Below are 12,844 nucleotides of genomic sequence, written 5' to 3'. Positions count from 1 at the left end.
GTCAACGAACTTGTGCCTCAGGAGGCTCGATGTCCCCGCACGCCGTCGGCCGGCGCCACGTCCACCGAACCGTCGCGGCGGGTGTACCGCTCGCGATGCTGGCCGCCCTCGTGGCGGTCGGCACCGCGAGCGCTCAGGGCTACCCCTCGCAGCCGAGGGTCACACGCACCGCGACCCTCGGCGACATCCCCCTGGGCGCGTTCAGCGACGCGCTGCTGCCCGGCACGGTGGGCGACGACCGAGGGGTGGACCTCGGTGGGATCGGTAGCGACATCTACCCGGCTGGGCGCCAGGGCGAGTTCTGGACGGTCACCGACCGCGGACCCAACGGACAGATCAAGGTGGACGGCAAGAAGCGCCGCACGTTCCCGGTGCCCGGTTTCGACCCTGCGATCGTGAAGATCAAGGTGTCCGGTGACACCGTGAAGGTGCTGGACGCGCTCCCGATCACCACGTCCTCCGGGAAGCCCGTCACCGGGCTGTCCAACCAGGCGGGCCGCGACGAGGCGCCGTACTCCTATGACGCGCAGACCCCGCTCGCGTACAACCCCAACGGCGTGGACACCGAGGGCATCGTCCGTTCCGCGGACGGCAGTTTCTGGCTCGTCGACGAGTACGGTCCCTCGCTGATCCATGTCTCCGCGCGTGGGAAGGTCCTCACGCGTTATGTGCCCAAGGGGCTGAATCTGACCGGCGCGGACTACCCGGTGGTCGAGGCGCTGCCCGCCGTCCTGCTGCACCGGAAGATCAATCGCGGCTTCGAAGGGCTCGCCCAACTCCTCGGCGGCGATCTGGTGATGGCCGTGCAGAGCCCGCTCTCCCTGCCGGACGGTGACGCGGGCGACGCCTCGCGCACGACGCGGCTGCTGCGTTTCTCCCCGAAGAAGCGGGCCGTCACCGCCGAGTACGCCTACCGCTTCGACCCGGTGAACGTGGTCGACCCGAGCGAGGACGACACGTCCGAGCTGAAGATCTCGTCCGTGGTGGCCGTCGGCCACGATCGACTGCTGGTGGAGGAACGCACGGACAAGGCCGCACGGTTGCAGATGGTCAAGCTCACGCGTGGCGCGGACATCCTCGGCGGTCCCTGGGACAGCGACATGACATCCCCCTCCCTGGAACAGCTCGACGATCCCGCCGCCTCGGGCGTCCCGGTGCTCGCCAAGCGTCTGGTGGTGGACCTGGGAACGGTCGCGGGGGTACCCGGAAAGATCGAGGGCGTCGCGCGCGTGGACCGCGACACGCTCGCGCTGATCAACGACAACGACTTCGGGATGACCGACGGGGCAGGCGCGTTCGACGCGCAGGGCCGGCTGGTGGACAGCGGAATCGAGACGACGGTCACGTACGTACGACTGCCGCACGGGATCTGACCTCAGGACCCTTTTCGTACGGCACGCGTGCGTGAGTCGCCAAACGGCCTCCACGCGCGCGTGCCCGTCATCGTCAGCGGATTACGGCACCGCGCCGTTCGCCAAGGTCGGCAGGAGCGACTGCAGGTCACTCGGCAGGTCACTCGGCAGGATGCTGCGCAGATCGCTCGGCAGCTCCGAGGGCAGGAACGAAGGCAGCGACGAAGGCAGTTCGCTGGGCAGCTCGGACGGAATGGTCAGCGACGGCGAGGACGATCCCTGAGTGCCGCCGCTCTCGGTGGGTCCCTTCTTGTCGGGCGACTTGCCACCGCCGCGGACCATCAACACCACGGCGACGACCGCCACGACGGCAACGAGCGCGGCGAGCGCGAGGAACAACGGGGTGCGGCGCCGTCCTCCGCCCTGGTCTCCCGGACCGCTGGGAGATCCAGAAGGAGGCTCGGGACCATCACCCCCCGGAGGGGGACCGTAGCCCTCGAAAGGGGGACCGTAGCCTCCCGAAGGAGGACCATAGTCTCCGGGCGGGGGGCCGAAGCCACCGTTTCCCGGAGGGGGCGTGTTTCCTGGCGGCCGGGGAGGCTGGGGCGGTAAGGGCGGGGTGGCCATACCGTCAAGAGTCGCCTCGAACCGGTCACGGGGCGAGCCCTGTGCCGAAGTTGATACGCACTCATGCCGTGGACCGCATGGTTCCGGAGCATTCCCGCAGGGTCCCGCGCAGCGAGATGTGAGGCGCCGGCCCGCCAGGAGACGGGCCAGCGCCTCACCGGGGCACGATCAGCCCCGCGCGCCCAGCAGGTGGTCCATGGCGAGCTGGTCCAGCCGCTCGAAGGCCATCCCGCGCGCGGCGGCCGCCTCCACGTCGAACTCCTCGAAGGCCGCACGGTCCGCGAGCAGTCCCGTCAGGCCGTCCGCCGCGGTGGGCTGCGCCAGTTCGTCGAGGCGCGACGCGCGCAGCGCCTCCTGGACCTCGGGGTCGGCGCGGAAGGCTGCCGCACGCTCCCGCAGGATCAGGTAGTTGCGCATGCAGCCCTCGGCCGACGCCCACACCCCGTCGAAGTCCTCGGTCCGCGGGGGCTTGAAGTCGAAGTGCTTCGGTCCCGCGTACCCGGCGGTCTCCAGGAGGTCGACCAGCCAGAACGCGGAACGCAGGTCACCGGCGCCGAAACGCAGGTCCTGGTCGTACTTGATGCCGGACTGGCCGTTGAGGTCGATGTGGAAGAGCTTGCCCGCCCACAGGGCCTGCGCGATGCCGTGCGGGAAGTTCAGCCCGGCCATCTGCTCGTGGCCCACCTCGGGGTTGACGCCGTACATTTCCGGGCGCTCCAGGCGCTCGATGAAGGCGAGCGCGTGGCCGACGGTGGGAAGCAGGATGTCGCCGCGGGGCTCGTTCGGCTTCGGCTCGATCGCGAACTTCAGGTCGTAGCCCTGGGAGACCACGTACTCGCCGAGGAGGTCGAAGGCCTCCTTCATGCGGTCGAGGGCGACGCGTACGTCCTTGGCGGCACCGGACTCGGCGCCCTCACGGCCGCCCCAGGCCACGTACGTCTGCGCGCCGAGTTCGACCGCGAGGTCGATGTTGCGGATCGTCTTGCGCAGCGCGTAGCGACGCACGTCCCGGTCGTTCGCGGTGAACGCGCCGTCCTTGAAGACGGGGTGCGTGAACAGGTTGGTGGTGGCCATCGGCACCCTCATGCCGGTCGCGTCCAGGGCCTGGCGGAAGCGCTTGACGTGCGACTCGCGCTCACTGTCCGAGGACCCGAACGGGATCAGGTCGTCGTCGTGGAAGGTCACGCCGTAGGCGCCGAGCTCGGCCAGGCGCTGTACCGACTCGACCGGGTCCAGGGCGCGCCGGGTGGCGTCGCCGAACGGGTCCCTTCCCTGCCAGCCGACGGTCCACAGGCCGAAGGTGAACCTGTCCTCGGGGGTGGGCTGGTAGTTCATGCCGCGGCTCCTTGCTAGCTCCGACTATTTCGTCATGGCGGTTAACAAATTAGTATGCGGAGGCATCTCTGGGAAGAGACGAAGTGCGAAACCTGGGCCACACAGGTCCAGAAGCCCCACCACCAGGACAGATCCCGCGGAGCCGCGGAAGAGGGAGAGCCCGATGTCAGCAGCCGAGGGTCCGCTCGTCGTCGGGGTGGACACATCCACCCAGTCCACCAAGGCCCTGGTCGTCGACGCGTCGACCGGAGAGGTGGTGGCGAGCGGGCAGGCGTCGCACACCGTCTCCACCGGGGCGGGGCGCGAGAGCGATCCGCGGCAGTGGTGGGACGCGCTCCGCGAGGCGCTGCACCAGTGCGGCGAGGCGGCCCACGAGGCCGCCGCGGTGTCGATCGGCGGCCAGCAGCACGGGCTCGTCACCCTCGACGCCCAGGGCGATCCCGTACGCCCGGCCCTGCTGTGGAACGACGTGCGCTCGGCGCCGCAGGCCCGCCGACTGGTCGAGGAGCTGGGCGGCCCGAAGGTCTGGGCCGAGCGCACCGGCAGCGTGCCCGGCCCCTCCTTCACGGTCACGAAATGGGCCTGGCTGGCCGAGAACGAGCCCGACGCCGTCCGCGCGACCGCGGCCGTACGGCTGCCCCACGACTACCTCACCGAGCGCCTCACGGGAGAGGGCACGACCGACCGGGGCGATGCCTCCGGTACGGGCTGGTGGGCTTCCGGGACGGAGAGGTACGACGAGGAGGTCCTCGCGCACGTCGGACTCGATCCGGCCCTGCTCCCCCGCATCGCCCGGCCCGGCGAGGTGGCCGGAACCGTGCACGCCCGCGATGAGCTGCCCTTCTCCAAGGGCACGCTGGTCGCCGCCGGCACCGGCGACAACGCCGCCGCCGCGCTCGGCCTCGGACTGCGCCCCGGCACCGCCGTACTGAGCCTCGGCACCTCCGGCACGGTGTACGCCGTCTCGACACGGCGCCCCGCCGACCCGACCGGCACGGTCGCGGGCTTCGCCGACGCGCGCGGCGACTGGCTTCCGCTGGCGTGCACCCTGAACTGCACGCTCGCCGTCGACCGTGTCGCGGCACTGCTGGGCCTCGACCGCGAGGCCGTCGAACCGGGAGCCGGCGTGACGCTGCTCCCCTACCTGGACGGTGAGCGCACCCCGAATCTGCCCCATGCCTCGGGGCTGCTGCACGGCCTTCGGCACGACACGACGGGAGGGCAGCTGCTGCAGGCGGCGTACGACGGCGCGGTCCACTCGCTCCTCGGCGCCCTCGACCTGGTGCTCGACCCCGACGCGGACCGCTCCGCGCCGCTGCTGCTCATCGGCGGGGGTGCCCGGGGAACGGCCTGGCAGCAGACCGTACGCCGGTTGTCGGGACGTCCGGTTCAGGTGCCCGAGGCCAAGGAACTGGTCGCACTGGGCGCCGCCGCGCAGGCCGCGGGCCTGCTGACCGGCGAGGACCCGGCCGCGGTGGCCCGCCGCTGGGGAACGGCCCACGGGCCGGTGCTCGACGCCGTGGACCGGGACGAGGAGACGCTGGCCAGGATCGCCGGGGTACTCTCCGACGCGGCCCCGCTCCTGGAGCGGGAGCCGGACAAGCACTGAGCGAGCACGGACGAGGACAGCCCCGAGAGGGACCGGCCGGAAGAGGACCGACGGAGGCATGACCGCACCGCTGCACGAGGCCCACCCGACCGGTTCCGGCCGTCGACTGCCCGACACCCAACAAGGCATGCGTCGCCGCAACCTCTCCCGTGTCATGCACACCGTGAGCGCGGAGGGGCCGCTGTCGCGTGCCGCCGTCGCCTCGCGCATCGGTCTGACGCGGGCGGCGGTCTCGACGCTGGTGGACGAGCTGATCCGCTCGGGGCTCCTCGAAGAGCTGGGCCCCGAGCGCCCCGGACGGGTGGGACGACCGGGCTCGGCACTCGCCGTCAGCGGGCACGGCCCCGCCGGAATAGGCGCGGAGGTGGGTGTCGACCATCTGGCGGTGTGCGCGGTCGATCTGCGCGGTGCCGTACGGGCGCGGGCGGTGCGACACGGCACGAACCGCGGCCGGCCGCCCGAGCCGGTGCTGCGGGAGCTGACCGCGCTGGTGCGACAGGTCATAGCCGAGGCCGAACGGGAGGGGCTGTGGCCCGCGGGCCTCGCGGTCGCGGTGCCCGGTCTGGTGGCCCGCGACGCCCGGACCGTGGTTCGTGCCCCCAACCTCGACTGGCAGGACACGGACCTGGGCGCGCTGCTGCCCGGGGACCTCCCGCTGACCGTGGACAACGAGGCCAACTTCGGCGGCCTCGCGGAACTGTGGCTCGGCGACGCCACCCCGCGCGACTTCCTGCATGTGTCCGCGGAGATCGGCATCGGTGCGGCCGTGGTCGTGGACGGACGGTTGCTGCGCGGAACGCGCGGTTTCGCGGGCGAGTTGGGGCATGTCCCGGTGCGGCCGGAGGGGCCTCCTTGCCCGTGTGGCGGACGGGGCTGCCTCGAGCAGTACGCGGGTGAGGAGGCCGTGCTGCGCGCGGCCGGTCTGGAGCCACGCGAGGACCGTGTCGGGCTGCTGGCCGAGCGCGCCGCCCAGGGCGATGTGGAGGTACGCCGTGCCCTGCGGGACGCCGGGACCGCGCTCGGTATCGCGCTCACGGGGGCGGTCAACCTGCTCGATCCGGAGACGGTCGTGCTGGGTGGGGCGCTGTCCGGTCTCGCGCCGTGGCTGCTGCCGTCGTTGGAGGGCGAGTTGGCACGGCGCACGGCGGGCCCCGCCTGTGCCGTGTCCGTGTCACCGCTGGGACCCGAGGGGCCGTTGCTGGGGGCCGCCCACTCGGTCGTGCGGGCGGTGCTCGACGATCCGGCCGGGTTCGCGGAGCGGGCGTAGCGCGGTCATCTCGGTCGACGCGGTCATCGCGGTCGACGGCGCGGTACTCAGGGTCTCTTTCTCCCTCATGGGTGACCGAGTTGTCCACAGTCCCGGAGTTGTCCACCGACGCGCGCCGTGCCCTCCCGCCCAACCGGCAAGCGCCGTACCGTAATTCACGCGAGGCGCAGCCGTCGGACCAATGGCCGGCTGTCCGGGCGAATCGGGGATCGGGGGGTTCAGATGTCGGGGGAGACGGTTCCAGGACTGCGGCGCGAGGCTGTCGGGCTGCGGGAGGTCCTGTTCCAGAGCATCACGGCCATGGCGCCGGCCGCGGCGGTCGCCGCGTCCATTCCGTCGGGCGCGGCCTTCGCGGGCGGCAGTCTGCCCCTTTCCGTGGTGATAGCGCTCGTCGCATGTCTCTTCACCGCGTCCTGCGTGGCCGAGCTGGCACGACAGTTGCCCGCCGCGGGCTCGGTGGCCACCTACGCGGCCCAGGGGCTGCATCCGACGGTGGGGTTTCTCGTCGGCTGGGGCTACGTGTTCGTCGAGGCGCTGGTGCCACCGCTGCTGCTCCTGCAACTCGGGTTCACGACGGCGGGCACCCTGCACCAGGAGTGGTCCTCCTACCCGGACGACCTGTGGTGGCCGTGGTCGCTCGCGGGCGCGGCGATCATCGCGGTCGCCGGATACTTCGGAGTGCGCGCCTCGGCCCGCTTCGGCACCGTCCTCGGCGTCTTCGAGGTGCTGGTCTTCCTCGTCTTCGCGGTATGGCTGATCGCCAAGGCCGGAGGTGGCAACACGCTGTCGGTGTTCGGGACCTCTCACACGGCCAAGGGATACGAAGGCGTCAGCGGCGTGTTCGCGGGATCGGTCTACACGGTGCTCGCCTTCGCCGGATTCGAGGCGGCGGCACCGCTCGCCGAGGAGACGAAGGATCCCCGTCGGACCATGCACCGTGCGGTCCTCGGCGCGGCACTGGGGATCGGTCTCTTCTACGTCCTCACCACGTACGCCATCTCGGTGTACTTCGGCCCCGACCGCCTCGGGGGCTTCGGAGCCTCCGGCGCGGCGTCCTGGGAAGGCGTGGCCCGCGCGTCGTTCGGACTGTTCTGGGTGCTCGTGTTCCTGGCGGTGGTCAACTCCACGATCGCCAACGCCAATGCCTGCGCGACAGTCTCCACCCGCACGGCCTTCGCCCTGGCCCGGATCAAGGTCTTCCCACGGCTCTTCGCGCATGTGCATGCGAGACACCGCTCCCCCGTCGCCGGAGTCGCCGCGCAGTTCGCCGTGGCGGTCGCGGCTGTACTGGGCCTCGGCCGGTACTACGACCCCGTCACGGCGTTCCTGCTGCTCGCGACGGTGATCGTCACGGTCGTCATCGGCGTGTACATCGTGGTGAACCTCGCCTGTGCGGGTTATTTCCTACGCCGCAGACGCGAGTTGTTCAAACCGGTGCGACACCTGATCTTCCCTCTGTTGGGCATCGTCGCCTTCGTCCCCGCGTTGCTGACCGCGGCGGGCCTGCCCGTCTTCGACTTCGTTTCCGAACTCACCGCGCCCGTTTCGTATGCGGGACCGGTCGTCGGAGTCTGGATGACGGCCGGGGTCGTGGTATTGATCGTCCTGTTGCGCCGCCACCCGGGGCGCATAGCCGAGACCGCCCGTGTCCACCTCGACGAGACCTCGTCCCCCGACCTTCGGCAGAGCGGAGCCGTGCAGCCATGAGTGACCCCCGCATCCTGACCGTGCGCCCGGAACCGGGCGAGTACGCCTGGACGTTCGGCGGCGCACCACCCGTGGCACGCATCGCGCCGGGCACCGTCCTCGATCTGTACACGGAGGACTGCTTCGCCGGGCGGGTGCGCTCCGAGAAGGACCTGGTGTCCGAGGTGTGCGAGTTCCCGTTCCTCAATCCTCAGACCGGACCCTTCCATGTGGAGGGCGCGGAGCCGGGCGACACCGTGGCGGTGCACTTCGTGTCGATCGAGCCGGCTCGCGACTGGGCGGCCTCGACGACGGTCCCGCTGTTCGGCGCGCTCACCTCCACGCACACCACGGCCACCCTGCAGCCTCCGCTGCCGGAGACCGTGTGGATCTGGCAGCTCGACCGGGAGCGGCACACCGCCCTGTTCAGCGCACGGGACAGCGACATCAGGATCGAGCTGCCCATGGACCCGATGCACGGCACCGTCGGAGTGGCGCCCGCGAACCTCGAGGTGCGCTCCGCGCTGGTGCCCGACGCGCATGGCGGGAACATGGACACTCCGGAGATGCGCGCCGGTGTCACGTGCTTCCTCGGGGTGAACGTCGAGGGGGCCCTGTTGAGCCTCGGTGACGGGCATGCGCGGCAGGGCGAGGGCGAGACGTGTGGTGTGGCCGTCGAGTGCGCGATGAACACGGTGGTGATCGTCGAGCTGCTGAAGGGAGTCGCCACCCCCTGGCCGCGCATCGAGTCCGACACGCACATCATCTCGACCGGCTCGGCACGCCCGTTGGAGGACGCGTTCCGCATATCGCAGCTCGACCTGGTGCAGTGGCTGGCGCGCGACTACGGGTTCAGCGAGTTGGATGCGTACCAGTTCGCGACCCAGGCGGTCGAGTCACCGCTCGCCAACGTCTGCGACACCAACTACACCTGCGTCGCCAAGCTCCGCAAGGAGTGGCTGCCCCCGCGCGAGACCCATCGCGGCCTGCATGCGCGACTGCGCGAGACCGCCGCGATGCTGCGCCGCTGAGCCGGACGGTCCCCTCACCTCACCTCACCTCACCTCACCTGACCTGACCTGACCTGACCTGACCAACGAAGCGTCCTCCACCACGGAAAGGCAACTCCCCGATGGAACGGGCAAGTTCGTTCCCGAGCCGGCGCCGCCTGCTCAAGGGTGGCGCCGCCCTCGCCGCCCTCCCCTACGTGTTACTTCCCGGTGCGCAGGCAACAGCGGAGACCACGACCGTCGACTATCCGCTCGCCGAATGGGCACCGGCGACCACCTCCAACTACACGGCGTCCGCTCGACCGACGGCCTATTCGCTCGACTACGTGATCATTCACGTCACGCAGGAGACGTACCCCAAGACCGTGTCCATCTTCCAGAACCCCGAGAAGAAAGTGTCCGCGCACTACCTCGTGCGATCGGCCGACGGGCATGTCGCCCAGTGCGTCAAGGATCGTGACATCGCCTGGCACGCGGGGAACTGGGACTACAACACCCGCAGCATCGGCATCGAACACGAGGGCTGGGTGGACCGGCCCGCCTATTTCACCAACGCACTGTACGAGGAGTCGGCCAAGCTGACCGCCTCGCTCTGCGCGAAGTACGGCATCCCCAAGGACCGGGCTCACATCATCGGCCATTACGAGGTACCGGGCACCGACCACACGGATCCCGGGTCGAACTGGGACTGGACGCGGTACATAAAGCTCGTCAACCTCGCCTGACCGAGGGGCCCCGCGACGCGCCGACGGCCCACGCCGATGTGAGCGCCGCGCAAGGAGCACCGTCCCAGTGCTTGTCCGCGCCCACACCGGGAGTGACGATGGTCTCAGCCGCATCGCCTACCGGGAGGCCACGTTGACCGAACCGTGGGTGGCACTCGAAGCAGGAGCCGACCCCGTCGAGCGGGTGCGGACACTGCGCCGTGCGCACGAGGTGTTCACCCAGGCGGGCACGGTGCCGCGACCGGTGCGCTCGGTGGTGGCCGATTCCTGGCGGCGATCGGCACGGGCCGGTGTCGCGCCGGACGGAACGGCACGGGTGGAGCTCACGGACGGCGACCTGGGCTCCTACCGGGCGGAGCATCCGCTGGCCCGGGTGATGCCGCTCTTCCGGGAGCTCATGGGGACGTTCGCGTCGGACGGCGAGCATCTCCTCGCGGTGTGCGACGCGCAGGGCCGGCTGTTGTGGGTCGAGGGACATCCGGCGACGCGGCGGCAAGCGGGGCGGATGAACTTCGTACCGGGCGCGCGTTGGTCGGAGTCGTCGGTCGGCACCAACGCGCCGGGAACGGCGGTCGCCGTGGACCGACCGGTGCAGGTGTTCGCGGCCGAGCACTTCATCCGCCGGGTCCAGCCCTGGACGTGTGCCGCGGCGCCGGTGCACGATCCGCGCACGGGGCGGGTGCTCGGCGCGGTGGACATCACGGGCGGGGACGGGCTCGCACATCCGCACAGCCTCGGTTTCGTGCAGGCGGTGGCGCGGGCCGCCGAGTCCCAGTTGGCATTGCTCGCACCGGCGGAAGCAGCGGCCGAGACGGTGGAACTGACCGCGCTCGGCCGCGACGAGGCCCAACTGGTCGCGGGCGGCCGAAAGGTCCGGCTCAGCCGCAGGCACAGTGAGATCCTGGTGTTGCTGGCCAGACACCCGGAGGGACTGTCGGGCGACGAGTTGCTGTGCGCGCTGTACGAGGACGAGTCGGTGACGCCGGTGACCCTGCGCGCCGAGCTGACCCGGCTGCGCCGGCTCCTCGGTCCCGGCCTGCTGGGCTCGCGGCCCTATCGGCTCACGGCGCCGGTCGAGTCCGACGTGGCGGTCGTCGAACGGCGGCTCGGCACGGGTGCGGTCACGGCGGCCGCGGCGGTGTACGCCGGTCCGCTGCTGCCGGGCTCGGGGGCTCCGGCAGTGGTGCGGTTGCGGCGCCGCCTCGCCGACGGGCTGCGTACGGCGCTCATCGCCCGTCGCGACCCCGACCTGCTGGCGGACTGGGCGTGCGCCCCGTGGGGCGAGGACGACCTCGACGTATGGCGGGCACTGGCCGCCGTACGCCCGACGGCGGCGGTGCGGGCGCGCCTGGAGGAGCTGGAGCGCGAACAGGCCGCGCCGCCGGGCCGTCCGCACCCCGCGGTGCTCGCGGCGCGGCGTCGGTCGGCCGCTGAGCAGGGGGGCCGACCTGCCGCGTCCGCAACGTCGTTGCAACGTTCGCGCTCCTAGCCTCGCGGCGAGAGCTGCCCAACGGCGGGCAGCGCTTCTCCGGGAGGCAGACCAGCATGACCCGTTACGCGGCGCCCGGCACCGAGGGCGCGATCGTCTCCTACCAGGCGCGTTACGACCACTTCATCGGCGGCGAGTACGTACCGCCGGCTCGCGGGCAGTACTTCGAGAACCCGAGTCCGGTCAACGGGCAGCCGTTCACGGAGGTCGCGCGGGGCACCGCCGAGGACGTGGAGCGCGCCCTGGACGCGGCGCACGCGGCCGCGCCCGGCTGGGGCCGCACCTCCGTCACCGCGCGCGGCGACATCCTGCTCAAGATCGCCGACCGGATGGAGGCGAACCTGGAGAAGCTGGCGGTCGCCGAGAGCTGGGAGAACGGCAAGCCGGTACGCGAGACCCTGGCCGCCGACATCCCGCTCGCCATCGACCACTTCCGCTACTTCGCCGGGGCGATCCGCGCTCAGGAGGGCTCACTCGGCGAAGTCGACGACGACACCGTCGCGTACCACTTCCACGAGCCGCTCGGGGTCGTCGCTCAGATCATTCCCTGGAACTTCCCGATCCTGATGGCGGTCTGGAAGCTCGCCCCGGCGCTGGCGGCGGGCAACGCGGTCGTCATCAAGCCCGCCGAGCAGACCCCGGCCTCCATCCACTACTGGATGAGCCTGATCGCGGATCTGCTGCCGCCGGGCGTCGTCAACATCGTCAACGGCTTCGGCGTGGAGGCGGGCAAACCGCTCGCCTCCAGCCCGCGGGTGGCGAAGGTGGCGTTCACGGGTGAGACCACGACGGGGCGGCTGATCATGCAGTACGCCTCGGAGAACATCAAGCCGGTCACGCTGGAGCTCGGCGGCAAGTCCCCGAACATCTTCTTCGACGACGTCTGGGCGCAGAACGACGACTTCCGGGACAAGGCGCTCGAGGGCTTCACGATGTTCGCGCTCAACCAGGGCGAGGTGTGCACCTGCCCGTCACGCGCCCTCGTCCAGCGGGGCCACTACGGCGAGTTCATGGAGGCCGCGGTCGCCCGCACCGAGCTGATCAAGCCGGGCCACCCTCTCGACACCGACACGATGATCGGCGCGCAGGCCTCCAACGACCAGTTGGAGAAGATCCTCTCCTACCTGGACATCGGCCGACAGGAAGGCGCCAGGATCCTCACCGGAGGCGAACGTATCGAGCACGACGGGGAGTTGAAGGGCGGCTACTACGTCCAGCCGACGATCTTCGAGGGCGACAACCGGATGCGGATCTTCCAGGAGGAGATCTTCGGCCCGGTCGTCTCGGTCACGTCGTTCGACGACTTCGACGACGCCATCAAGACCGCCAACGACACGCTGTACGGCCTCGGCGCCGGCGTCTGGACACGCGACATCAACACCGCGTACCGCGCGGGCCGGGCGATCCAGGCGGGCCGAGTGTGGACGAACTGCTACCACGCCTACCCCGCGCACGCGGCGTTCGGCGGCTACAAGCAGTCCGGCATCGGCCGCGAGACGCACAAGATGATGCTGGAGCACTACCAGCAGACGAAGAACCTCCTGGTGTCGTACTCGCCGAAGAAGCTGGGCTTCTTCTAGACACAGAAAAAGGGCGCCTGACCAGGCGATATGCCCGTCAGGCGCCCTCCGCGGCGCACGACTAGGCCGTAAGTCGAGATGCACCCTTACTCCCGATATCTCCCACTGGTATCCCAGCTCTGACCAGCAGTTCCGGGGCATTTCCGAACCAAGGTCCCGCTAAG

10 protein-coding genes are annotated in these 12,844 nt (G+C 70.6%); 8 read left to right on the top strand and 2 right to left on the bottom strand.

Annotated elements, in window-relative coordinates:
• The first annotated feature begins 29 nt into the window (after nt 1-29).
• Nucleotides 30-1,373 (top strand): esterase-like activity of phytase family protein, encoded by a 1,344-nt coding sequence (locus tag OG568_RS41685; RefSeq protein ID WP_329535257.1) that lies wholly within the window; start codon nt 30-32, stop codon nt 1,371-1,373.
• 81 nt (nt 1,374-1,454) lie between these two features.
• On the opposite strand, the gene OG568_RS41680 is transcribed toward OG568_RS41685, so the two are convergent.
• Together OG568_RS41680 and xylA are read right to left on the bottom strand one after the other, a co-directional pair.
• The gene (locus OG568_RS41680) at nt 1,455-1,751 is read right to left on the bottom strand and encodes a hypothetical protein (protein ID WP_329535256.1); all 297 of its coding nucleotides are present in this window, start codon (nt 1,749-1,751) and stop codon (nt 1,455-1,457) included.
• 396 nt (nt 1,752-2,147) lie between these two features.
• The gene (gene xylA / locus OG568_RS41675; protein ID WP_266417262.1) at nt 2,148-3,314 is read right to left on the bottom strand and encodes a xylose isomerase; all 1,167 of its coding nucleotides are present in this window, start codon (nt 3,312-3,314) and stop codon (nt 2,148-2,150) included.
• Between the two features lie 163 nt (nt 3,315-3,477).
• On the opposite strand from xylA, the gene xylB reads away from it, so the two are divergent.
• From xylB to exaC, 7 genes are all read left to right on the top strand, one after another.
• Nucleotides 3,478-4,923: a xylulokinase gene (gene xylB, locus OG568_RS41670; protein ID WP_329535255.1), complete on the top strand. Its 1,446-nt coding sequence runs from the start codon at nt 3,478-3,480 to the stop codon at nt 4,921-4,923.
• 58 nt (nt 4,924-4,981) lie between these two features.
• Entirely contained in the window at nt 4,982-6,190 is a 1,209-nt protein-coding gene (locus OG568_RS41665) for an ROK family transcriptional regulator (RefSeq protein ID WP_329535254.1), read from the top strand.
• Nucleotides 6,191-6,412: 222 nt separating this feature from the next.
• Nucleotides 6,413-7,897 (top strand): APC family permease, encoded by a 1,485-nt coding sequence (locus OG568_RS41660; RefSeq protein ID WP_329535253.1) that lies wholly within the window; start codon nt 6,413-6,415, stop codon nt 7,895-7,897.
• Nucleotides 7,894-8,907, top strand: a complete 1,014-nt coding sequence (locus OG568_RS41655; RefSeq protein ID WP_329371269.1) for an acetamidase/formamidase family protein — start codon at nt 7,894-7,896, stop codon at nt 8,905-8,907. The genes OG568_RS41660 and OG568_RS41655 overlap by 4 nt, the downstream gene beginning before the upstream one ends.
• 101 nt (nt 8,908-9,008) lie before the next feature.
• A complete protein-coding gene (locus OG568_RS41650) occupies nt 9,009-9,611 on the top strand; it encodes an N-acetylmuramoyl-L-alanine amidase (RefSeq protein ID WP_329535252.1) in 603 nt (200 codons plus the stop codon).
• A gap of 133 nt (nt 9,612-9,744) precedes the next feature.
• Nucleotides 9,745-11,100, top strand: coding sequence for a GAF domain-containing protein (locus OG568_RS41645; protein ID WP_329536592.1), 1,356 nt, complete (start codon nt 9,745-9,747; stop codon nt 11,098-11,100).
• A 56-nt stretch (nt 11,101-11,156) separates the two neighbouring features.
• Nucleotides 11,157-12,680 (top strand): acetaldehyde dehydrogenase ExaC, encoded by a 1,524-nt coding sequence (exaC, locus tag OG568_RS41640; protein ID WP_217570694.1) that lies wholly within the window; start codon nt 11,157-11,159, stop codon nt 12,678-12,680.
• Nucleotides 12,681-12,844: the final 164 nt, after the last annotated feature.

The sequence above is a fragment of the Streptomyces sp. NBC_01450 genome, assembly GCF_036227505.1.
In the GTDB taxonomy this organism is placed as follows: Bacteria; Actinomycetota; Actinomycetes; order Streptomycetales; family Streptomycetaceae; genus Streptomyces.
This window is presented reverse-complemented; position numbering and strand designations above follow the sequence as displayed.

Excerpts from the sequence above, each read along its gene's own strand:
- OG568_RS41685 (WP_329535257.1), top strand. The coding sequence starts at position 30 with ATGTCCCCGCACGCCGTCGGCCGGCGCCACGTCCACCGAACCGTCGCG.
- xylA (WP_266417262.1), bottom strand. The coding sequence starts at position 3,314 with ATGAACTACCAGCCCACCCCCGAGGACAGGTTCACCTTCGGCCTGTGG.
- xylB (WP_329535255.1), top strand. The coding sequence starts at position 3,478 with ATGTCAGCAGCCGAGGGTCCGCTCGTCGTCGGGGTGGACACATCCACC.
- OG568_RS41665 (WP_329535254.1), top strand. The coding sequence starts at position 4,982 with ATGACCGCACCGCTGCACGAGGCCCACCCGACCGGTTCCGGCCGTCGA.
- OG568_RS41660 (WP_329535253.1), top strand. The coding sequence starts at position 6,413 with ATGTCGGGGGAGACGGTTCCAGGACTGCGGCGCGAGGCTGTCGGGCTG.
- OG568_RS41655 (WP_329371269.1), top strand. The coding sequence starts at position 7,894 with ATGAGTGACCCCCGCATCCTGACCGTGCGCCCGGAACCGGGCGAGTAC.
- OG568_RS41650 (WP_329535252.1), top strand. The coding sequence starts at position 9,009 with ATGGAACGGGCAAGTTCGTTCCCGAGCCGGCGCCGCCTGCTCAAGGGT.
- exaC (WP_217570694.1), top strand. The coding sequence starts at position 11,157 with ATGACCCGTTACGCGGCGCCCGGCACCGAGGGCGCGATCGTCTCCTAC.